The following is a 21,441-nucleotide window of genomic DNA, read 5'->3' on the forward strand; positions in this document are numbered from 1 at the left end:
CTGAGGACCGATCTCCTGAGCGGTCCTGAGTGACAGGTCCGAGGCTCACCCCCGAACTTCATGAAGGGAACCGGACATGGGTCCCCATCCTGCGGTCGCGGCGATACGCCTGGCGGTCCGCCGCGTACTCCACGACGTACTGACCGACGTACAACGCACCGATCACCAGCGCCCCGACGCACCGCGCCAGGACGCCCGTCCCGACGCACAGCGCGACCCCGGGCGCGTCCCGCGCGCCTCCCGCCCCCACGACCCTCCACGCGAGCAGGCCGCCCCGCCACTCGTGCTCGTCGCGTGCTCCGGCGGCGCCGACTCCATGGCACTCGCCTCCGCCCTCGCCTTCGAGGCCCCCAAGCTCGGCATCCGCGCCGGCGGCGTCACCGTCGACCACCGGCTGCAGGACGGCTCCGATCTGCGCGCCGCCGAGGTCGTCACCCGCCTCACCGCGCTCGGCCTCGACCCCATCGAGTCCGTGGCCGTCGACGTCGGCAGGGACGGCGGCCCCGAAGCCGCGGCCCGCGACGCGCGCTACGCCGCCCTCGACGCCGCCGCCGAGCGGCACGGCGCCGCCGCGATCCTGCTCGGCCACACCCGTGACGACCAGGCGGAGACGGTTCTGCTCGGCCTCGCCCGCGGCTCCGGCATCCGCTCCCTGTCCGGGATGGCGGCCGTCTCCGGCGGGCCCGGCGCCGACCACCGCTACCGCCGCCCGTTCCTGCACATCGACCGGCAGACCGCCCGCAAGGCCTGCATGGTCCAGTCGCTGCCCGTCTGGGACGACCCGCACAACACCGACCCCGCCTACACCCGCTCCCGGCTGCGGCACGAAGGACTGCCCGCCCTGGAGAAGGCGCTCGGCAAGGGCGTCGTGGAGGCACTGGCCCGCACGGCCCAGTTGTCCCGGGACGACGCCGACGCCCTGGACCACTGGGCCGCGCAGGCCGAAGCCTCCGTGCGCGACGCCACGGGACTCCTGGAGTGCGCCAAGCTCTACGCCCTGCCGCCCGCCGTACGCCGCAGGATCGTGCGCCGCGCGGCCATCGAGGCGGGCTCCCCGGCCGGTGCGCTGTTCGCCCGGCACATCGAGGAGATCGACCGGCTGATCACCGGATGGCGCGGTCAGGGAGCCATCAATCTGCCGGGCAAAGTCGTGGCTCAGCGCCAGGGTGGCAGACTGGTTATCCGGCAAGGCTGTTGACCGAGGGGACCCTGGTCCCCGCGCAGCCGGTGTGACGGACGACCGAAAGTGATGCGGGTGGACGCGAAAGACATGGGCACCGACCTTCAGTCGGTGCTCATCACCAAGGAAGAGATCGACGCGAAGCTGGCTGAGCTGGCCGCGAAGATCGACGCGGAGTACGCGGGCAAGGACCTGCTGATCGTCGGAGTCCTCAAGGGCGCCGTGATGGTCATGGCGGACCTGGCGCGTGCGCTGTCCACCCCGCTCACGATGGACTGGATGGCTGTGTCGTCGTACGGCGCGGGCACCCAGTCCTCCGGTGTGGTGCGGATCCTCAAGGACCTGGACACCGACATCAAGGGCAAGCACGTCCTGATCGTCGAGGACATCATCGACTCCGGTCTGACGCTGTCCTGGCTGCTCTCCAACCTCGGCTCGCGCGAGCCCGCGTCGCTGAAGGTCTGCACGCTGCTTCGCAAGCCGGAGGCGGCCAAGGTCGCGATCGACGTGGAGTGGGTCGGCTTCGACATCCCGAACGAGTTCGTCATCGGGTACGGCCTGGACTACGCGGAGAAGTACCGCAATCTGCCGTTCGTCGGCACGCTCGCTCCGCACGTCTACGGCGGCTGAACGTTCCGCCTCCCGGCGGCTGATCCCGGCCCTCCCGGCCAACTCCACTGAGGCGGCCGGGAACCCTCACCCGTTTCCCGCCGTTGGAGCATGCGAAGACGGGTTTGTCAGCCGTCCCGTGCGGCTTCGGGTGACAATGCTGGGGTACCGTCCGAAGAACAGTCTTTATCAAACTCACTATGGCAGGAGGGACGGGGCGTCATCGCTCCGTATGGATGGACGTGAAGCGATACTTCCGTGGGCCAGTCATGTGGATCGTGCTGGCCGTCCTTGCCGTGGTCGTGTTGATGCAGGTCGTCGGTTCGTCCGGCGGCTACAAGACGGTTGACACCGGCCAAGTGGTGCAGGCGATCAACGACGACAAGGTCGAGTCCGCCAAGCTCACCACCGGTGACGAGCGGACCATCAAGGTCGAGCTCAAGGGCGACCAGAAGGTCAAGGACAGCAGCAAGATCCAGGCGAGCTACATCGGCGACCAGGGCGTCGCCATCGCCAACACCTTGCAGGAGAAGTTCGAGCAGAAGAAGATCCCGGACGGTTACACCGTCTCGGAGTCGAAGCAGAACCCGTTCGTCGGCATCCTTCTTTCCCTGCTCCCCTTCGTCCTCATCGTCGTCGTCTTCCTGTTCCTGATGAATCAGATGCAGGGCGGCGGCTCCCGGGTCATGCAGTTCGGGAAGTCCAAGGCCAAGCTCATCACCAAGGACACCCCGAAGACGACCTTCTCCGATGTGGCGGGGTCCGACGAGGCCGTCGAAGAACTCCATGAGATCAAGGAGTTCCTCCAGGAGCCGGCCAAGTTCCAGGCCGTCGGCGCCAAGATCCCCAAGGGTGTGCTGCTCTACGGCCCGCCCGGCACGGGTAAGACGCTGCTCGCGCGTGCCGTCGCGGGCGAGGCGGGCGTCCCCTTCTACTCGATCTCCGGTTCCGACTTCGTCGAGATGTTCGTCGGTGTCGGTGCCTCCCGAGTGCGTGACCTCTTCGAGCAGGCCAAGGCGAACGCTCCGGCGATCGTCTTCGTCGACGAGATCGACGCGGTGGGCCGTCACCGTGGTGCCGGTCTCGGCGGTGGCCACGACGAGCGCGAGCAGACGCTCAACCAGCTGCTCGTCGAGATGGACGGCTTCGACGTGAAGGGCGGCGTCATCCTGATCGCCGCCACGAACCGGCCCGACATCCTCGACCCGGCGCTGCTTCGCCCCGGCCGTTTCGACCGGCAGATCGCGGTCGACCGCCCGGACATGCAGGGCCGTCTGGAGATCCTCAAGGTTCACCAGAAGGGCAAGCCGGTCGCCCCGGACGTCGACCTGGGCGCGGTCGCCCGGCGCACGCCCGGCTTCACGGGTGCCGACCTGTCGAACGTGCTGAACGAAGCGGCGCTCCTGACGGCGCGCAGCGACAAGAAGCTGATCGACAACCACTCCCTTGACGAGGCGATCGACCGCGTCGTGGCCGGCCCGCAGAAGCGGACCCGGATCATGTCCGACAAGGAGAAGAAGATCACCGCGTACCACGAGGGCGGACACGCCCTGGTCGCGGCGGCTTCCCCGAACTCGGACCCGGTGCACAAGATCACGATCCTGTCCCGCGGCCGGGCCCTGGGTTACACCATGGTCCTGCCCGAAGAGGACAAGTACTCGACCACGCGCAACGAAATGCTCGACCAGCTCGCGTACATGCTGGGCGGGCGCGCGGCCGAGGAGCTCGTCTTCCACGACCCGACGACGGGCGCGGCGAACGACATCGAGAAGGCCACCGCGACCGCGCGGGCCATGGTCACGCAGTACGGCATGACCGAGCGGCTCGGCGCGATCAAGTTCGGCGGCGACAACACCGAGCCGTTCCTGGGGCGCGAGATGGCGCACCAGCGTGACTACTCGGAAGAAGTCGCGGCGCTGGTCGACGAAGAGGTCAAGAAGCTCATCGAGACCGCGCACAACGAGGCCTGGGAGATCCTCGTCGAGAACCGCGACGTTCTCGACAACCTGGTCCTCCAGCTCCTTGAGAAGGAGACCCTCGGCAAGGAGCAGATCGCCGAGGTCTTCGCCGGCATCGTGAAGCGCCCGGCCCGCCCGGCGTGGACCGGTTCCTCGCGGCGCACGCCCTCGACCCGCCCGCCGGTGCTCTCCCCCAAGGAGCTGTCGCTGACGAACGGTGCGAACGGCTCTACGCCCGCGGTCACGGCGGGTGCGTCGGAGACGCCCGTCGAGGTGACCAAGGAGGATCGCCCCGAGAGCTGACCCCGGTCGCCTCAGCAGGCCCGGAATGGATGCTGCGCCCCCCTGGTTTTAGCCTGGGGGGCGCAGTTTTTTCGTACGCAGTTGCGCGCAGGCACGCAGAACGCAAGGAACGAGGCACCAGATGACCGACCCTGTGACCCTGGACGGCGAGGGCTCGATCAGCGAGTTCGACGAGAAGCGGGCCGAGAACGCCGTGCGTGAGCTGCTGATCGCGGTCGGGGAGGACCCGGACCGCGAGGGTCTGCGGGAGACTCCCGGTCGCGTGGCACGCGCGTACAGAGAGATATTCGCGGGCCTGTGGCAGAAGCCCGAGGACGTCCTGACGACGACGTTCGACCTCGGTCACGACGAGATGGTCCTGGTGAAGGACATCGAGGTCATGAGCAGCTGTGAGCACCATCTCGTGCCGTTCGTCGGTGTCGCCCACGTCGGCTACATCCCGTCGACCGACGGCAAGATCACCGGTCTGTCGAAGCTCGCCCGCCTCGTGGACGTGTACGCCCGCCGTCCGCAGGTCCAGGAACGCCTGACGACGCAGATCGCGGACTCCCTGATGCAGATCCTGGAGCCGCGCGGCGTCATCGTGGTCGTCCAGTGCGAGCACATGTGCATGACGATGCGCGGCGTGCGGAAGCCGGGCGCCAAGACGATCACGTCGGCCGTGCGCGGTCAGCTGCGTGACCCCGCGACGCGCAACGAGGCGATGAGCCTGATCATGGCGCGATAGCGCCACACGTCGGCGGGAGAGTGTTACGCGGCCGGAGCCGCCCCGCCGTTCTGGCCGTCCTCGTCGGTGTCCTCAGGGAGCTTGCAGACCCGCTCCATGAAGAAGGCGGCCGCTATCACCGCGATGCCCGCCACGACCGAGAGACCGGCGTAGATCGCCTGGTCGCGGCGGGCCGGGATGTCCAGGTACTCCAGGAGGAAGACGCCCGTCCCGCCGTACATGCCGGCGACGAGGGCGGCCACCAGGGCGCTCGCCTGGCCGAAGACGACCGCGCGGGCGGCCATCAGCGGTTCGACACCCTTCGCGCCGGGGCGCCGCTCGCGCTGGGCGCGCAGCCGGGAGCGCAGGGAGAGGGCCGTGGCCAGCAGGACCACGGCGATCACCGCGAGCACGATGGGCGCGGCGAGCGGGACCCTCGGCAGCGTGCCGAGGGAGTCCCAGAGCCGGGCGCCGGCCCAGGACAGCACTCCGGCCACCACGAAGAGGCCGGCCAGTGTCCTGATGCGCAGCTGCTTCACGGATGACCCTTCGTCGTTGTGCGGATCCGCGTCGTACGGATCGTCGTACGGATCTTCGTTGTGCGGACCCGATGACCCTAACGACTACTCGGGCAGCCGGAGTTCCAGGTCGACACGGGGCTTGACGCCCTCGCGGGTGAGCGCGGCGAGCAGCTCGGCAATCGGGCCGTGGCCGGCCAGCTGGGCCTGCGGCTCCACGTCGTGCCAGGGGGCCAGGACGAAGGCCCGCTCGTGCGCCCGGGGGTGGGGCAGGGTGAGGACCGGGTCGTCCGACACCACGTCCGCGTACGCCACGATGTCGACGTCGATGGTGCGGGGGCCCCAGCGCTCGTCCCGCACGCGGTGGAAGGCCTCCTCGACCGCGTGCGCCCGCTCCAGGAGCGAGGAGGGCGGCAGGGTCGTCTTCACCACGACGACCGCGTTGAAGTACGACGGCTGGCTGCCCGGCTCGACGCCCCAGGGCTCGGTCTCGTACACCGGAGAGACCGCTTTGACGCGCAGGCCGGGGGTGTCCTCCAGGGCGTCGACGGCGCCCTGCAGGTTCTCCAGGCGGTTGCCGAGGTTGCTGCCGAGGGAGATCACGGCGCGCTTGGGGTTGGAGAGGGTCGTGTCGGCGGCGTCCACCTGCTCCACCACGGCCGTGGGCACCGGCTGGACGGTCGGGTCGCTCTGCCCTTGCGTGGAAAACGCGGTCATACTCGGCTCCGGGTGATGGTGACGGTCACATCGTCGAAGGGGACGGTGATCGGGGCGTCCGGTTTGTGGACGCACACCTCGACCTCCAGGACTCCGTCGTGCTTCAGACACGTCTGGGCGATGCGCTCGGCGAGCGTCTCGATGAGGTCCACCGGCTCGCCCTCGACGACGGCCACGACCTCCTCCGCCACGACGCCGTAGTGCACGGTCTTCGACAGGTCGTCGTCGGCGGCGGCCGCACGGGTGTCCAGGCCAATGACCAGGTCCACGATGAAGGTCTGGCCCTCTTCGCGTTCCCGCGGAAAGACACCGTGGTGCCCACGGGCCTTGAGGCCGCGCAGCGCGACACGATCCACGCGAATCACTCCTGCAATCGTCGGTATCGGCAGGCCTGCACCGAGTGCGGTCGGCACACCAGCCACGATCGAATCTACCTGCGAGCACTGACAGTCCTCGCCCGCGGGGGCTCCTCGACCCGCCCCTACCCACTCAGGAGGGTGACTCTTCGCCCTCTTCGTCGTCGGTTTCGGCGAGTACGGGTGATGCGTGGTGCGACCAGAGCTTCCATCCGTCCGATGTGCGCCGGAACACATTCGTGGCGACCACCAACTGCCCGACGAGCGGCCCGAGCTCGCCGCCGCCCTCGGGGGGCGGGCCGCCGCTGAGGATGTTCTCAGTGCAGGTCACCAGGGCGGTGTCGCCCGCCACGCCGACGTGGACGTCGGTGAGGAAGAACTGGATGTACTCCGTGTTCGCCATGATCAGCGCGTACGACCTGAGCACCTCGCCGCGGCCGGTGAGGACCGGCCAGCCGGGGTGGACGCAGGAGATCGCGGTCTCCTCGTCGTCCGAGCCGACCTCTTCGTCGTCGAGGGCGTCCCTGGTGCCGGTGTCCAGCCACAGGTCGGACACCTCGTCGAAGTCGCCGCGCTCCAGCGCTTCGTAGAAGGCCGTGTTGGCGCGCTCGACCTGTTCGACGTCGGTACGGGCCCCGGTCACAGGTCGCCGCCGGCCGCGCTGGTCACGGCGTGTGCGACCCGGACGGCGTCGGCGGTGGCCCGCACCTCGTGCACGCGGACCGCCCAGGCGCCCTGGTGGGCGGCGATGGCGGAGACCGCGGCGGTGGCGGCGTCCCGCTCGCGGGCGGGCGGCGGCGCGCCCTCGGGGCCCGCGAGGACGCGGCCGAGGAAGCGCTTGCGGGACGCGGCGACCAGGATCGGGTGGCCGAGCTCACGCAGCCGGTCGAGGCGGGCGAGGAGGGCCAGGTCGTGCTCGGCGTCCTTGGAGAAGCCGAGGCCGGGGTCGACGACGATGCGCTCGGGGGCGATGCCGCCCTCGATGGCGGCCCGCACGCGCGCGTGGAGTTCGTCGACGACTTCGGAGACCACGTCCTCGTACACGGGCTTGGCGTGGATGTCGGCGAGGAAACCGCGCCAGTGCATGACCACGAAGGGCGCGCCGGCGGCGGCGACGGCGGGGACCATACGGGCGTCGGCGAGGCCGCCGCTGACGTCGTTGACCAGGACCGCGCCGGCGGCCAGTGCCTGCTCGGCGACGGTGGCCCGCATCGTGTCCACGGAGACCGTGACGCCCTCGGCGGCCAGACCCCGCACGACGGGCACCACGCGGCGCAGCTCCTCGTCCTCGTCCACGCGCGTGGCGCCGGGCCGGGTGGACTCGCCGCCCACGTCGACCAGGTCCGCGCCCTGGGCGACCAGGTCGATGCCGTGTTTCACGGCGGCCGTGGTGTCGAACCAGCGGCCTCCGTCGGAGAAGGAATCGGGCGTCACGTTCACGACCCCCATGACCGCACAGCGGCCCCACTCCGGCAGCCCTTCGACCGATCCCCGCCCGCGCAACGTACTCATGCCTCCAGCGTAGGCCCGTACGAGGCGCCCTTACGCCGCCCGGACCTCACGCTCCGTCGACCGGTGCGGGCAGGGGCGGCGCCCCGGAGTGCGTCCGCGCAGGAAACGGGGCAGCGCGAACGTGACGAAGCCCTCGGCCTGCATGGCCGCGAATCCGATGCGGGGCAGGTCCTTGGAGGAGCGGTAGACGACGAAGCGGGGCTCCCAGCGGGGGCGGAACTTCGCGTTGAACTTGTACAGGGACTCGATCTGGAACCAGCGGGAGAGGAAGACGAGCAGGCCGCGCCAGGCGCGCAGGACCGGGCCCGCGCCGATCTTCTCGCCGCGTGCGAGGGCCGCGCGGAACATGGCGAAGTTGAGGGACATGCGCGCGATGCCGAGCTTCGGGGCGGTCTGCAGGGCGGCGACGATGAGCAGCTCGTTCATGCCGGGGTCGGCGGCGCGGTCGCGGCGCATGAGGTCCAGGGAGACGCCGTCCTCGCCCCAGGGGACGAAGTGCAGGACGGCCTTCAGGTCGCCGTAGGGCCCCGGGTCCTCGTCGGCCTTGTGGGCGGTCGCGATCAGACAGTCGCCGTCTCCGGGGTCGCCGATCCGGCCGAGCGCCATGGAGAAGCCGCGTTCGGTGTCGGTGCCGCGCCAGTCGTCGGCGGCCCGCTGGATCCTGGCGAGCTCCTGCTCGCCGAGGTCACGCACGCGCCGTACGCGCGTCTCGTAGCCATTGCGCTCGATCCTCTTGACCATCTGGCGCACGTTGCGCATCGCGCGCCCGGTCAGGGAGAAATCCGCGACGTCCACCACCGCCTCGTCGCCCAGTTCGAGGGCGTCGAGGCCGGTCTCGCGGGTCCAGACCTCGCCGCCCGTCTCGGAGCAGCCCATGACGGCGGGCGTCCAGGAGTGGGCCTTCGCCTCGTCCATGAAGCGCTCGATCGCGCCTGGCCAGGCCTCCACGTCGCCGATGGGGTCACCGCTGGCGAGCATCACTCCGGAGACGACGCGGTAGGTGACGGCGGCCTTGCCGCTGGGCGAGAAGACGGCGCCCTTGTCGCGGCGGAGCGCGAAGTGGCCGAGGGAGTCGCGGGCGCCGTGCTTGGCGAGCAGGGCGCGCAGCTTCGTCTCGTCGTCCTCGGTGAGCCGCGCGGCGGGGTGTTCGGGGCGGAAGGCCAAATAGATAGTGGTGATCGCTGTGAGGAGGCCGAGTGCGCCGAGCGAGCAGCCGACCGTCCAGGACGTCCTCCCGTAGTAGTCGACCGGGCCTTCGAAGCCGAACAGGCCGTACAGGACGTGGGCCAGGCGGTCCGTGATGCTCGGGTCTCCGATGACCTTGCCGGGGTGGGCGCTGACGATCACCAGGCCGAGCGCGATGGAACCGGCCCCCAGGACCACGAAGTTGGCCAGGGCGCGCCAGCGGCTGCGCGGGTCGGGGAGCGCCGCGAATTCCCCGCGATGGCGCAGCAGCAGGGTCAGCAGGGCGAGCGAGATCAGTACGCCGATGACGGAGTGGCGGTACATGAACTGGGCCACGGCTCCGGCCGGGAGCAGCACCACGGCGGCCCGCCAGGCGCGCCGCTTGTGGCGGCGCAGGCCGTGCGCGAGCAGCAGCAGGAGGACGCCGGAGCTGAGCGCGAGGGCGGCGGCGAAGGGGCCGAGCGCGCCGGGCAGGACCTCGGCGACGGCGTGCATGCGGCTGTGCCGGAAGCGCGGGAAGACGCCCGCCGCGATGTTCAGCAGCCCTACGAGGGTGCAGGCGCGGGCCACGAAGGCCGGTACTGCCTCGGGGCGGGGGCCGCGGAGCATCCGGCGGAGCTTGCCGCCACCGCCTGGAACCACTCCTGAAATTTCCCCATCTATCCTGACAGACATCGCATCCCGTAGTTCCGCGAGAGACCTTGGACCCGGTGCCAAAAGCGGCATCCGGCGACAATTGCGCCCTCTAGGACGGCCCTTCCGGGCCTCGGGTTCACTCCGGATCGGAAAAATGGGTCTTACGAGCAACAAGGTCCTCGCGTTGGCGGTGGCTCTGGCCGTCGTGCTGTTCATCGGAACCGTCTGGTTCTGGCCACGCCTGGCCCGGCAGAACTGGCGGACCATCACCGGACGTGTCGGCCTGCTGATCGCCACCCAGCTGGCGATCTTCGCCTCGGTCGGCCTCGCCGCCAACCAGGCGTTCGGCTTCTACGCGACCTGGGCGGACCTCTTCGGCCAGGAGACAAGCCCCGGAGTGGTCGTCGACCACGACCCCGCCAAGGGCGAGGGCGGCCCGGTCGACGTCCGCGGCACCCGCCCGGTGAACGTCCCCGGGGGCGGCAGGCCATCGACCGGCGGCCAGATCCAGGACGTCACCGTCAGCGGGAAGGAGTCGGACATCGCCAGCCAGGCGTACGTCTACCTGCCGCCCGAGTACTTCCAGCCCCGCTACAAGGACCGCAGGTTCCCCGCGGCCGTGGTGCTGACCGGCTACCCCGGCACCGCGGAGGCGCTCATCAAGGGCCTGCGCTACCCGCAGACCGCCCATGCGCAGGCCAAGCGGGGCACCATGCAGCCGATGATCCTGGTCATGCTGCGGCCGACGGTCGCGCCGCCGCGGGACACCGAGTGCGTGGACGTCCCCGGCGGCCCGCAGGCCGAGACGTTCTTCGCCAAGGACCTGCCCGACGCCATGTCCGAGCACTACAGGGTGGGCGGGAAGCCGGGGAGCTGGGGCGTGATCGGCGACTCGACGGGCGGCTACTGCGCGCTGAAGCTGGCCGTGCACCACCCCGACGTGTACGCCGCCGGGGCGGGCCTTTCCGCGTACTACAAGGCGCCCATCGACGTCACCACCGGCGATCTCTTCCACGGTGACAAGGAGTTGGAGCGGCGCGCCGACCTCATGTGGTCCCTGGACCACATGCCGCCGCCCCAGACGTCCCTCCTCGTCACCACGAGCAAGCAGGGCGAGGACAACTACGCGGACACCGAGAAGTTCATCGACAAGGTGAAGCCGCCCACCCGGGTCTCGTCGATCACGCTGCCCAGCGGCGGGCACAACTTCAACACGTGGCGCCGTGAGATCCCCGCGACACTGGAGTGGATCAGTGGGCGGCTGAGCGCTCGGTAGGGCTCCTCCTGGGCTTCTCTTGGGCCGGCAGGCGGTTCAGCTCCCGCCGATGGCCGCGATCGTCTCCAACTCGACCTCCCCGCGCGCGATGTCACGCGCGTCGGCCGCCGTCGACCTGCGCAGTGCCTCGTGCAGCCGGGCCGGCGTGAGCACACCCAGGAAGCGGCCCTCGCTGTCCTTGTCGATGACGGCGATCCAGCCGGCGTCGTGCTGCAGCATCGTGGCGAACGCCTGCTTCAGGGTCGCGCCCACCGGAAGCCACGCCTCCATGCGGCGTGCGTGGTCCCGCACCGTGCCCGAACCGCCGTGCGCGTGCTCGGCGGAGATCCAGCCGTGCAGGTTGTTCTCGCCGTCCAGGACGACGGCCCAGCGGGCGTCCAGCTTCGCGGGCAGCGGGTCGTCCAGGTGCAGGACGGGCGGCTGCTCCAGGTCGCCCTCCTCGATGGGTGTCACGGAGAGCCGCTTGAGGCCGCGGTCCGCGCCGACGAAGTCGGCCACGTAGTCGGTGGCGGGTGCGCCGAGCACCGTCGAGGGAGTGTCGAACTGCTCGATGCGGCCCTGGCCGTAGACGGCGATGCGGTCGCCGAGCCGGACCGCCTCCTCGATGTCGTGCGTGACGAAGAGCACCGTCTTGCGCACGGCCTGCTGGAGGCGGAGGAACTCGTTCTGCAGGTGCTCGCGGACCACGGGGTCGACGGCGCCGAACGGCTCGTCCATCAGGAGCACCGGCGGATCGGCGGCGAGCGCGCGGGCCACGCCGACGCGCTGGCGCTGGCCGCCGGAGAGCTGCTCGGGGTAGCGGTCGCCGAAGGTGGCCGGGTCGAGGCCGACCAGGTCGAGGAGTTCGGCCGCGCGCTCGCGGGCCTTGGCGCGCTTGACGCCGAGGAGATGCGGGACGGTCGCGGTGTTCTCCAGGACTGTCTTGTGCGGGAAGAGGCCGACCTGCTGGATGACATAGCCGATACGGCGCCGGAGTTGGACCGGGTCGATGGCGGATATGTCGTCGCCGTCCACGAATATCCGGCCCTCGGTCGGCTCGATGAGACGGTTCACCATCTTCATCGTCGTCGTCTTGCCGCAGCCCGACGGGCCGACGAGCGTGACCAGTTCACCCTCGGCGACCTCGAAGGACAGGTCGTCGACGGCGGTGGTGCCGTCCGCGTACCGCTTGGTGACGTGCTCGAACCGGATCATGATTCCCCATTGTTGCGGGCGTTGTGTAAAGCCCATGTTGCGCCAGTACGACGAGTCTCGGCGATTGTCAGTGGTGCGCGTTAGGGTCGCCAGACAGCCGCAGGAATCGGTTTTCGGGGGAGTGAGGAGGGGGCGGGGCGCGATGAGCGAGCAGAACTGTCTGGTGGCGAACGACTGGATCTGCGGGGAGTACGTCCGTTCCCGCAGCCAGGAGTTGATCGACGCCACCGTGCAGCACGTGGGCATCACCGTGGCATCGGTGGCGATCGGCGTCGCCGTCTCCCTGCCGCTTGCGCTGCTCGCCCGGCGCTGGCGCTTCCTCGCGGGGCCGATCCTCGGCCTGACGACCGTGCTCTACACGGTCCCTTCGCTCGCGATGTTCTCGCTCCTGCTGCCGTTCTTCGGGCTCTCCGCCTCGCTGGTCGTGACGGGCCTGGTGCTGTACTCGCTGACGATCCTGGTGCGGAACATCCTGGCGGGGCTGCAGGCCGTGCCCGACGAGGCGCGGGACGCGGCCAAGGGGATGGGGTACGGCCCGCTGCGGCTGCTGTGGGAGGTCGAACTGCCGCTCGCGCTGCCCGCGTTGCTCGCAGGCGTGCGCATCACGACGGTGTCGACGGTGGCGCTGACCACGGTCGGCGCGATCGTGGACTACGGCGGGCTCGGCACGCTGATCCTGGACGGCCTCGACACGACCTTCAAGGCACAGGTGCTCACGGCGTCCGTGCTGTGCGTGCTCCTCGCCGTCGTGGCCGACCTGCTGCTCCTGGCGCTCCAGCGGTGGCTGACGCCCTGGACGCGGGTCCATCGAATACGGACGAACCGTGCCGCTCGCGCGCAGCGCACGGCCAAGGTGGCTGAACCTGCATGAACGCGATCACCGGTGCGTACGACTGGCTGACCACGTCCGCCAACTGGCAGGGCGACAAGGGGGTGTGGCACCGGCTCGCGGAGCATCTCTACTTCAGTGGGGTGTGTCTGGCCGTCGCGTGTCTGATCGCGCTGCCGATCGCGCTGTTCCTCGGCCACATCGGCAAGGGCGGCGCCCTCGCGGTGAACATCTCGAACATCGGCCGTGCGGTGCCGACGCTCGCGGTGCTCGTGCTCCTCACGCTCACCCCGCTGGGCGAGCACGGGGACGTACCGACGCTGATCGCCCTGGTGCTCTTCGCGGTGCCGCCGCTGCTGACCAACGCGTACATCGGGATGCGCGAGGTCGACCGGTCGGTGGTGGAGGCCGCGCGGGGGATGGGCATGAGCGGCGGCCAGCTGTTCGCGCGGGTCGAACTGCCCCTCGCGTACCCGCTGATCATGACGGGTGTCCGGTCCGCCGGGGTGCAGGTCGTCGCCACGGCGACGTTGGCCGCGATGGCCGGCGAAGGGGGTCTCGGCCGGATCATCACGGCCGGGTTCAACCTGCAGAACACGCCCCAGGTGGTGGCGGGCGCCCTGCTCGTGGCGCTGCTCGCGCTCTTCGTGGAGGTGGTGCTCGTGGTCGTGGGGCGCGTCTTCGACCCGTCCCGCGGTGTCGGCAGGGGCGGGCGGCCCCGTCCGGTGAGTGACTCCTCGGCGGCCGGGTGATTCCTCAGCGGCCCGGATCCGGTTTCTTGTTTCCGTTCGACCTTTCGAAATGGTGGTTCACCGATGAACAGCACAACGCGTCGCGCGCGACGGATGGCAGGGGCGGCCGTGGCCGTCGTGGCGCTGACCGCGGGGCTCACCGCGTGCGGCGGGGACAGCCTGGAGGAGGACGGCAAGGGCTCGGGCGACAAGGCGGGCGGCAAGGGCAAGCTCGTCGTGGGTTCGGCCCGCTTCACCGAGCAGAAGGTCCTCGCCGAGCTGTACGTCGGTGTCCTGGAGGAGGCCGGATATGACGCGGAGGTCAAGACCGTCCAGAACCGCGAGGTGTACGAGCCCGAGCTGAAGAAGGGCTCGATCGATGTCGCTCCCGAATACGCGGCGACGCTCGCGGAGTTCCTCAACCTCGGCAAGAACGGGCCCAAGGCGAAGCCGGTCGCTTCTAATGATGTGGACGCCACGGTGGCCGAGCTGAAGAAGCTCGCCGAGCCGCGCGGCCTGAAGGTGCTTCCGGTCGGCGAGGCGGTCGACCAGAACGCGTTCGCGGTGAGCAAGGAATACGCGAAGGAGCACAAGCTCAAGACGCTTTCTGATCTTGGTGAGTCGGGCGAGAAGGTCAAGATCGCCGCGAGTGACGAATGCGAGACCCGGCCGTTCTGCGCGCCGGGACTGAAGAAGAAGTACGGCATCGACATCGCCGGAATCGACCCCAAGGGCGTCGGCACCACACAGTCCAAGCAGGCCGTGAAGAACGGCACGGACCAGGTGGTGCTGACCACGACCACCGACGCGACGCTGGACAGCTTCGGCCTGGTGGCCCTCGAGGACGACAAGAAGCTGCAGAACGCGGACAACATCCTTCCGGTGGTGAACGCGAAGGAAGCGGGCGACAAGGAGATAGCCGAAGCGCTCGGCAAGCTGACCGAGACGCTCACGACGGAAGATCTCGCCGAACTCGACCGGAAGGTCGATGTCGAGCGGCAGAAGGAAGCCGATGTCGCCAGGGAGTATCTGGAGTCGAAGGGATTGATCAAGAAGTAGCGCGGCCGAAACCGGAGTTGGCGCGGCCGAAAGTGGAGTCGAGTGGCCGAAGAGGATCGGCAAGGGCGGGGAATCAGCGCTGTGGCACTGTCATTTTGGCGCCCGGGGCACCAGAGTTCGCCTACGCGCGGTAAGTTTCTGGCCATGCCACGTGGACGCCACCGCCATTCCCCACCCTTGCACCGGCTGCTTCCCCCCTCGACGGTCGCAGGCCTCTCTCTCGTCTGCGCCGGCGGCGCCTGGCTCTTCGCGGAACCGATCGTGCTCCGCGGCCTCACCGCGGCGGCCGCCGCGGCCGCCGTCGTGGGCTCCGTCGTCATGCGCCGCTGGGACCTCTCGGCCGGCAAGCAGGTCGCCGAGCTCGGCCGCGCCCGCAAGAGCGACGAGTGGCGCTACGAGGAACGGATAGCCGAGTGCGAGTCCGACCTCGACGAGTCCCGCGAGCTGCGCGGCCGCCTGGAGACGAAGCTGCGCGCCAAGCGGGCGGAGCTTGCCGCGCTGCGCAATGAGCACGCGGCGCTGCTTCGGCGGTACGCCACGGCGGAGACCGAGCGGGCCAGTGCGCTGGAGGGGCGGCGGCTCCTCGCCATCGAGGCGTCGACTCCGGCGCGGGCGCTGCCGCCGGCTCAGGCCCAGGCTCCGGTCCCGGCCCAGGCTCCGGTCCCGGCCCAGGCCAAGGCTCCGGAGAGCGCGACTCCGTCGCTGTACCTGCGGGCGAACGCCGCGCTGGACCGGCTGACGCCGAAGCCGTCCGCCTCCGGCGCGGACGGAGACGAGGCGCGGGGGAAGTCCGGGGCGGCCGACGGGTACGGCGGGCACGAGCGCGCGGTCGCCGTCGCGCCGCCCGCGCAGACCAGGCGCCCGGTCGTCCAGGGCGGCTTCGACTTCTTCGGCACGAAGGGCGCGGCGCCCGCCGCGCTGGAGGCCGTGCAGAACGCGGACCTCGCGGACGTGGTGGGCGAGGAGGCACTCGCCCTGCACAAGGCGGAGGCCGAGGCGGACTTCAAGCAGGCTCCCGCGGAGGGCTCGGGCGGTGCGGCGGGTCAGGTCATCGACCTGACGGCGCATGACGAGACGGAGCAGATCGACGTGGCGGAACTGCGGACCGCCCTGCGGGCGTAGCTAGGCCCGCCGTGGCTCGGTACCGGGGCTCCGCCCCGGACCCCGCTCAAGACCGCCGCTTCGCGGCGGATCTTTCCCGCCCTCCCCCAAGCTCTTGATGAGCAGGGGGACCCCCTTCCCGATTGCCCGGCACCGAACCCCTCACATCACGCCATCCACCGATCCGGCAGCGCATCCCTCCGCCCCGTACGCGACCGCTCGGCCTGCGCCTCCAGGAGCGAAACCGCCTCCCCCGTAGGACGCAGCCGTGCGGTCACCGTCTTGTTCGCGCCGGTGTCCACCACCACATCCGCCACCCCCTTGTGCCGCTCCCACGGCCCCTGCGTGAGCCGCACGCTCTGCACCTTCGCGTGCGGCACCAACGACAGGCGCCGCCGCAGCAGACCGTGCCGCGCGGCGAACACCGTGTCCGTCACCGTGAGGCCGTACCCCTTCCACCACACCGGAAGGCACCACGCCGCGCGCGAGGGCGGCCGGATCAGCTCGGCGGCGGCCGGCACCCGGACGCCCGGCAGGATCCGGCCGATCACCGCCTCGGCGACATCCCGGGGCGCGACCGGGACCAGGACGCCGTTGGCGGAGCCCGCCACGTCCAGCTCGACCCGCACCCACCCGCGCCGCCGCCACAGCCACGGCTCCACGACCCGCACGGTCTGCACCCGCCCCGGCGGCACCGTCTCGTGCGCCTTGTCGAGCAGCCCGTGGTCGATGCGCAGGCCGTCGGGGGACTCGCCCACCTTCCAGTCGTACTCGCCGATGAAGCGCCCCACGCTGCTGGCGAAGGCGCCGCCCAGCATGGGAAGGCCGGTCGCGAGGACCGTCCACAGGTTGTGGGTGACGAACCACAGGAACGGCGGCACGATCAGCGTGGCGATGAGCATGCCCCACGTAGTGCCGGTCAGGAGAAGCGAGATCGCGAGCATGCGCGGTTGTACGTGCACCAGATTCCTGACCGGCGCCTCGCCGACCTCGCGGGCCTCATCGGGGGCGAAACCGGCCGCCCGCGCGAGGAGTTCGGCCCGTAGGACAGCGGCCTCCTCCTCGCCCAGATAGGCGAGTTCGTCCTTGCTCTCCGCGCCGACGACGTCCAGCTTGAGCTTGGCGACGCCCGCTATCCGGGCCGCGAGCGGCTGCGTCACGTCCACGGCCTGGAGCCGGTCGAGCCGGATGTGGGCGGTGCGCCTGAAGATCAGGCCGGTGCGGATGCGCAGTTCCGTGTCGGTGACCGCGAAGTGCGTGAACCACCAGCTGAGAAAGCCGTAGAGGGCGCCGCCCAGGAGGACGACGGCGATCCCGGCCAGCAGCTGGGACACGGCGAGTTCGGAGACGCGCCGCTGGGTGCCGTTCGGGTCGTGCACCGCGAAGCCCACGAGGACCGCGACCGGCGCCCAGGCCCTGCGCAGGGGCGTGACGGGGTGCAGACGCCGCTCTCGTACGTCGTCGGGGCCGCGGGTGTGTTCTTCCCCCGCCGCCTCGCGTACGCCGCTCACAGCCCCGCCGAGCGGGCCTCGCCCAGCTCGGTGAGCCGGTCGCGGAGCCGCTCGGCCTCCTCGGGGAGCAGCCCGGGGATCCGCGCGTCCGTGGCGGCTGCCGCCGTGTGCAGCTGCACGCCCGCGAGCCCGAAGTACCGCTCCACCGGTCCCGACGTGACCTCGACGAGCTGCATCCGGCCGTAGGGGACGATCGTCTCCTCGCGCCAGAGCACGCCCCTGCTGATCAGAAGGTCGTCGGAGCGCTCCGCGTACTTCCAGGACCGCCAGTTGCGCTCCAGCATCGGCCAGCCCCACACCACGAGGGCGAGCGGCAGCAGCGCGAAGAACGCCCATGCCGGTCCGGCGAACACCCCCAGGAGCACCCCCACGGCCACCGCGATCGGCACGAGCCACACCACCAGGAGAAGCCGTCGCATTCTGAGCAGTCCCCTGGGCAGCCCGGTCCATACCGGTTGTGCCTCTGTCCCCGCCGGTCGCGCGGGTTCCGCCGTCCCCGTATCCATGCCGCAAGCGTACGTACGCCGGGTCACAGTCGCGTATGCCGGAGCGTACGAGAGAATGCGCGCATGAGCCCCACGACGGAGACCACGCTCGGCATCGGCGGCGCCGCGGAGAGCACCGACATGGTGCTCAACATCGGCCCGCAGCACCCGTCCACGCACGGCGTGCTGCGGCTGCGTCTCGTCCTCGACGGCGAGCGGATCCAGCACGCGGAGCCGGTCATCGGCTATATGCACCGCGGTGCGGAGAAGCTCTTCGAGGCGCGGGACTACCGGCAGATCGTGATGCTGGCCAACCGGCACGACTGGCTGTCCGCGTTCTCCAACGAGCTCGGGGTCGTCCTCGGCGTGGAGCGCATGCTCGGCATGGAGGTGCCCGAGCGCGCCGTCTGGATGCGCACGCTGCTCGCCGAGCTGAACCGCGTACTCAACCACCTGATGTTCCTGGGCTCGTATCCGCTCGAACTGGGCGGTATCACCCCGGTGTTCCACGCCTTCCGGGAGCGCGAGGAGCTCCAGAACGTGATGGAGGAGATCTCCGGCGGGCGGATGCACTACATGTTCAACCGCGTGGGCGGCCTCAAGGAGGACCTCCCCGCCGGCTGGCCGGTACGCGCGCGTGCCGCCGTCGCATCGGTCCGCTCCCGCATGGACGTGTACGACAAGCTGGTGCTCGGCAACGAGATCTTCCGGGGCCGCACCCGCGGCGTCGGCGTGCTGTCCCCGGAGGCGGTGCACTCCTACGGAGTGAGCGGTCCCATCGCGCGTGCCTCCGGAGTCGACTTCGACCTGCGCCGCGACGAGCCGTATCTCGCGTACGGGGAACTGCAGGACACCCTGAAGGTCGTCACGCGCCAGGAGGGCGACTGCCTGGCCCGCTTCGAGGTGCTCCTGGAGCAGACCCACAACGCGCTCGACCTCGCGGACGCCTGCCTCGACCGGCTCGCCGACCTGCCCCAGGGGCCGATCAACCAGCGCCTCCCGAAGGTCCTCAAGGCCCCCGAGGGCCACACGTACGCGTGGACCGAGAACCCGCTCGGCATCAACGGCTACTACCTGGTCTCCAAGGGCGAGAAGACGCCCTACCGCCTCAAGCTCCGCTCGGCCTCGTACAACAACATCCAGGCGCTGGTGGAACTCCTTCCGGGCCAGCTGGTCGCCGACATGGTGGCGATCCTGGGGTCACTGTTCTTCGTGGTCGGCGACATCGACAAGTAGCGGATCCGCGCCGGGCAGCAGGCCTTCGAGCGGTACGCCGACCGGCTGGACCAGCCACCCGAAGTCCCCGAGCCCGCCGGGCGCGGTGAGCTCCGCCGCCTCTCCCGCGCGCGTGAGGGCCCGTACGTACGCGGCCGGGTCGCTGGAGGCGAGGGACAGCGGCGGGCGGCCGCCGCTCACGCCAAGGGTGCCGAGCGCCGCCCGCTGGGTGAGCAGCGTCGCCCCCTCCAGCGCGCAGGCGTCCAACGCCACATGGGCGGTGATGTCGCAGCCGCCGTCCGGCACGGGCACCGTCTCGCGGCCCGCGCGAAAGCCCGTCAGCGTCCCGAACGGCGGTCGTGCCGCCCGGTCGTGCGCGTAGTCGACCGCGACGGCGAGGCCGCGCGTCAGCGTCGCCACGGCCGCCGCCCACGCCTCGTCACGGGGGCGGCCGATCTCCGCGCGCAGGCCCGGCTCCGGGGGCAGCGGCCACCAGCGTGCGAGCCAGGAGGCGTCCGCGCCGTCGACGGCGGCCCCGAGCGATTCGGTGCCGTCGTCGCGCACGAGGACCCGGCGCACGACACCGTCCGGCGCCACCTCGGCGATGTCCAGGGGGACGTTGTCGAGGCACTCGTTGGCGAAGAGCAGACCCGTGACGCCGGCCGGCGCCCGGTCCCGCCACTCGACGCGCGGGTCGAGCCCTTCGGGGCGTGCGGCGCGCTCCACCGCGTACGCACGCGTGCGTGCCGCCACTTCGGCGGGCAGCGCGGCCAGGACGCCCGCGGTCAGCTCGCCGCGGCCCGCGCCGAGGTCCACGAAGGCCAGCTCGGCGGGGTGGCCGAGCGCCTCGTCCACGCGGCAAAGGAGGCGGGCCACGGCCGCGGCGAAGAGCGGCGACGCATGCACCGACGTGCGGAAATGCGCCGCGGGTCCGCCGGGGCGCAGATAGAAGCCCGCAGGGCCGTAGAGCGCCTCCTCGGTGGCCTCACGCCAGCCCCGCCACACGTCCCGCCGCTCACCCCGGACCTCGTTCGCCACGCGAGAAGGCTAAGGGCGCCTCCACCTTGGGGAGTACACGTGCCGGGTGCGGATCGGCCCTCCGGTTGACCCCGGAGGGCCGTGCGGCTGCCTACGCTGGGTTACGTGCAGCGCGTCTATGACTTCCTCCGCAGACACCCGACCGGGGTCGATGGCTTCTGGGCCCTCTTCCTGCTCGGGATCTCCGGCCTGGGCATGGTCTCGATGGCCGAGGCGGAAGGCAGCGACCCCGCGGCCGCGGCCGCCGTGATCGCTGTCGGTCTCGCCGTCGTCGTCGCGCTGCGCCGCAAGGCCACCGAGAAGATGCTGATCCTCGCCGTCGTCCTCGGCGTCGCCCAGCTGATCTTCGACGTGGGCCCGATGCCCGCCGACTTCGCGATGTTGGTGATCATCTACACCGCGTCGGCCGACGGCTCGAAATGGGCCTCGCGGGTCGCCCTGACCGGCGGTCTGTGCGCGGCTCCGCTCTCGGCCCTGCGCTGGCCGGAGGAGAACATAAGCGCCTTCGGGAACGTCCTGTTCATGGTCTTCCAGATGGTTCCCTTCGCGCTCGCCTGGGTGCTCGGCGACTCCATCCGCACCCGCCGCGCCTATCTGGCCCAGCTGGAGGAGCGCGCCGACCGCCTGGAGAAGGAGCGTGCGGCCCAGTCCAAGGTCGCCGTGGCCGCGGAGCGGGCCCGGATCGCCCGCGAGCTGCACGACGTCGTCGCGCACAACGTCTCGGTGATGGTCGTCCAGGCCGACGGTGCCGCGTACGTCCTCGACAGCGCCCCGGAGCAGGCGAAGCAGGCCCTGGAGACCATCTCGGGCACCGGCAGGCAGGCGCTCGCCGAGATGCGCAGGCTGCTCGGCGTGCTGCGCACCGGTGAGCACCAGGAGAGCGGCGAGTACGTCCCGCAGCCCGATGTCGAGCAGCTCGACGAGCTCATCGAGCAGGTGCGCACGGCAGGGCTGCCCGTCGACTTCAAGGTCGAGGGCACCCCGCGCCCGCTGCCGAGCGGCGTGGAGCTGACCGCGTACCGCATCGTGCAGGAGGCACTCACCAACACCCGTAAGCACGGCGGCGAGAACACCGGGGCGAGCGTGCGCCTGGTCTACTTCGACGACGGCCTGGGGCTGCTCGTCGAGGACGACGGCAAGGGCGCCCCGCACGAGCTGTACGAGGACGGCGGCGCCGACGGCAGCGGGCACGGCCTGATCGGCATGCGCGAGCGCGTCGGCATGGTCGGCGGCACGCTGGACGCGGGGCCGCGGCCCGGCGGCGGCTTCCGCATCAGTGCGCTGCTCCCGCTGAAGCCCGCGAGCTGACACGCGACGCCTGC

21 protein-coding genes are annotated in these 21,441 nt (G+C 70.7%); 11 read left to right on the forward strand and 10 right to left on the reverse strand.

Going from position 1 to position 21,441, the window contains the following annotated elements; all coding sequences use genetic code 11:
• Positions 1–76 precede the first annotated feature (76 nt).
• From tilS to folE, 4 genes are all read left to right on the forward strand, one after another.
• Positions 77–1,198, forward strand: coding sequence for a tRNA lysidine(34) synthetase TilS (gene tilS / locus AB0G47_RS25860; RefSeq protein WP_360774331.1), 1,122 nt, complete (start codon positions 77–79; stop codon positions 1,196–1,198).
• Between the two features lie 51 nt (positions 1,199–1,249).
• Positions 1,250–1,810 carry a hypoxanthine phosphoribosyltransferase gene (hpt, locus tag AB0G47_RS25865; protein WP_135330538.1) on the forward strand — a complete coding sequence of 187 codons (561 nt, stop codon included), beginning with the start codon at positions 1,250–1,252 and terminating at the stop codon, positions 1,808–1,810.
• Between the two features lie 215 nt (positions 1,811–2,025).
• Positions 2,026–4,050: an ATP-dependent zinc metalloprotease FtsH gene (ftsH, locus tag AB0G47_RS25870; RefSeq protein WP_360774336.1), complete on the forward strand. Its 2,025-nt coding sequence runs from the start codon at positions 2,026–2,028 to the stop codon at positions 4,048–4,050.
• A gap of 121 nt (positions 4,051–4,171) precedes the next feature.
• A complete protein-coding gene (gene folE, locus AB0G47_RS25875) occupies positions 4,172–4,777 on the forward strand; it encodes a GTP cyclohydrolase I FolE (protein WP_360774339.1) in 606 nt (201 codons plus the stop codon).
• A gap of 23 nt (positions 4,778–4,800) precedes the next feature.
• On the opposite strand, the gene AB0G47_RS25880 is transcribed toward folE, so the two are convergent.
• The 6 genes from AB0G47_RS25880 to AB0G47_RS25905 all read right to left on the reverse strand — a co-directional run bounded on the left by AB0G47_RS25880 (position 4,801) and on the right by AB0G47_RS25905 (position 9,653).
• Positions 4,801–5,295 carry a DUF3180 domain-containing protein gene (locus tag AB0G47_RS25880; RefSeq protein WP_360774341.1) on the reverse strand — a complete coding sequence of 165 codons (495 nt, stop codon included), beginning with the start codon at positions 5,293–5,295 and terminating at the stop codon, positions 4,801–4,803.
• An 84-nt stretch (positions 5,296–5,379) separates the two neighbouring features.
• Positions 5,380–5,991: a 2-amino-4-hydroxy-6-hydroxymethyldihydropteridine diphosphokinase gene (gene folK, locus AB0G47_RS25885; RefSeq protein ID WP_360774343.1), complete on the reverse strand. Its 612-nt coding sequence runs from the start codon at positions 5,989–5,991 to the stop codon at positions 5,380–5,382.
• Positions 5,988–6,347: a dihydroneopterin aldolase gene (gene folB / locus AB0G47_RS25890; protein ID WP_135330533.1), complete on the reverse strand. Its 360-nt coding sequence runs from the start codon at positions 6,345–6,347 to the stop codon at positions 5,988–5,990. Before folB ends, folK begins: the two co-directional genes overlap by 4 nt.
• A 133-nt stretch (positions 6,348–6,480) precedes the next feature.
• A complete protein-coding gene (locus AB0G47_RS25895; protein WP_360774345.1) occupies positions 6,481–6,990 on the reverse strand; it encodes a nuclear transport factor 2 family protein in 510 nt (169 codons plus the stop codon).
• Entirely contained in the window at positions 6,987–7,859 is an 873-nt protein-coding gene (gene folP / locus AB0G47_RS25900) for a dihydropteroate synthase (RefSeq protein WP_360774348.1), read from the reverse strand. Before folP ends, AB0G47_RS25895 begins: the two co-directional genes overlap by 4 nt.
• A gap of 30 nt (positions 7,860–7,889) precedes the next feature.
• The gene (locus tag AB0G47_RS25905; protein WP_360774351.1) at positions 7,890–9,653 is read right to left on the reverse strand and encodes a phosphatidylglycerol lysyltransferase domain-containing protein; all 1,764 of its coding nucleotides are present in this window, start codon (positions 9,651–9,653) and stop codon (positions 7,890–7,892) included.
• Between the two features lie 181 nt (positions 9,654–9,834).
• Here AB0G47_RS25905 and AB0G47_RS25910 point away from each other — a divergent pair, with 181 nt between their 5' ends.
• Complete coding sequence (locus AB0G47_RS25910; RefSeq protein ID WP_360774354.1) at positions 9,835–10,956, forward strand: alpha/beta hydrolase-fold protein; 1,122 nt, start codon at positions 9,835–9,837, stop codon at positions 10,954–10,956.
• Positions 10,957–10,992: 36 nt separating this feature from the next.
• Here AB0G47_RS25910 and AB0G47_RS25915 read toward each other — a convergent pair whose 3' ends face one another.
• A complete protein-coding gene (locus tag AB0G47_RS25915) occupies positions 10,993–12,150 on the reverse strand; it encodes a betaine/proline/choline family ABC transporter ATP-binding protein (RefSeq protein ID WP_360774357.1) in 1,158 nt (385 codons plus the stop codon).
• Between the two features lie 142 nt (positions 12,151–12,292).
• Between AB0G47_RS25915 and AB0G47_RS25920 the strand changes: the two genes are divergently transcribed.
• The 4 genes from AB0G47_RS25920 (at position 12,293) to AB0G47_RS25935 (ending at position 15,891) form a co-directional block, all read left to right on the forward strand.
• Entirely contained in the window at positions 12,293–13,021 is a 729-nt protein-coding gene (locus AB0G47_RS25920) for an ABC transporter permease (RefSeq protein WP_360774359.1), read from the forward strand.
• Complete coding sequence (locus tag AB0G47_RS25925) at positions 13,018–13,731, forward strand: ABC transporter permease (protein WP_360774362.1); 714 nt, start codon at positions 13,018–13,020, stop codon at positions 13,729–13,731. The genes AB0G47_RS25920 and AB0G47_RS25925 overlap by 4 nt, the downstream gene beginning before the upstream one ends.
• A gap of 63 nt (positions 13,732–13,794) precedes the next feature.
• A complete protein-coding gene (locus tag AB0G47_RS25930) occupies positions 13,795–14,769 on the forward strand; it encodes an ABC transporter substrate-binding protein (RefSeq protein WP_360774364.1) in 975 nt (324 codons plus the stop codon).
• A gap of 144 nt (positions 14,770–14,913) precedes the next feature.
• Positions 14,914–15,891, forward strand: coding sequence for a hypothetical protein (locus tag AB0G47_RS25935; protein WP_360774367.1), 978 nt, complete (start codon positions 14,914–14,916; stop codon positions 15,889–15,891).
• 146 nt (positions 15,892–16,037) lie between these two features.
• On the opposite strand, the gene AB0G47_RS25940 is transcribed toward AB0G47_RS25935, so the two are convergent.
• Positions 16,038–17,381: a PH domain-containing protein gene (locus AB0G47_RS25940; RefSeq protein ID WP_360774370.1), complete on the reverse strand. Its 1,344-nt coding sequence runs from the start codon at positions 17,379–17,381 to the stop codon at positions 16,038–16,040.
• On the reverse strand, positions 17,378–17,887 hold the full coding sequence (locus AB0G47_RS25945) for a PH domain-containing protein (protein ID WP_360774373.1): 510 nt from the start codon (positions 17,885–17,887) through the stop codon (positions 17,378–17,380). Before AB0G47_RS25945 ends, AB0G47_RS25940 begins: the two co-directional genes overlap by 4 nt.
• A gap of 63 nt (positions 17,888–17,950) precedes the next feature.
• Between AB0G47_RS25945 and AB0G47_RS25950 the strand changes: the two genes are divergently transcribed.
• Positions 17,951–19,102, forward strand: coding sequence for an NADH-quinone oxidoreductase subunit D (locus tag AB0G47_RS25950; protein WP_360774375.1), 1,152 nt, complete (start codon positions 17,951–17,953; stop codon positions 19,100–19,102).
• On the opposite strand, the gene AB0G47_RS25955 is transcribed toward AB0G47_RS25950, so the two are convergent.
• Positions 19,067–20,119, reverse strand: a complete 1,053-nt coding sequence (locus tag AB0G47_RS25955) for an SAM-dependent methyltransferase (protein ID WP_360774378.1) — start codon at positions 20,117–20,119, stop codon at positions 19,067–19,069. The genes AB0G47_RS25950 and AB0G47_RS25955 overlap by 36 nt on opposite strands.
• 105 nt (positions 20,120–20,224) lie before the next feature.
• Here AB0G47_RS25955 and AB0G47_RS25960 point away from each other — a divergent pair, with 105 nt between their 5' ends.
• Positions 20,225–21,427, forward strand: a complete 1,203-nt coding sequence (locus AB0G47_RS25960; protein WP_360774381.1) for a sensor histidine kinase — start codon at positions 20,225–20,227, stop codon at positions 21,425–21,427.
• Positions 21,428–21,441 lie beyond the last annotated feature (14 nt).

It is taken from the genome of Streptomyces sp. NPDC021622, assembly GCF_040640795.1.
GTDB lineage: Bacteria > Actinomycetota > Actinomycetes > Streptomycetales > Streptomycetaceae > Streptomyces.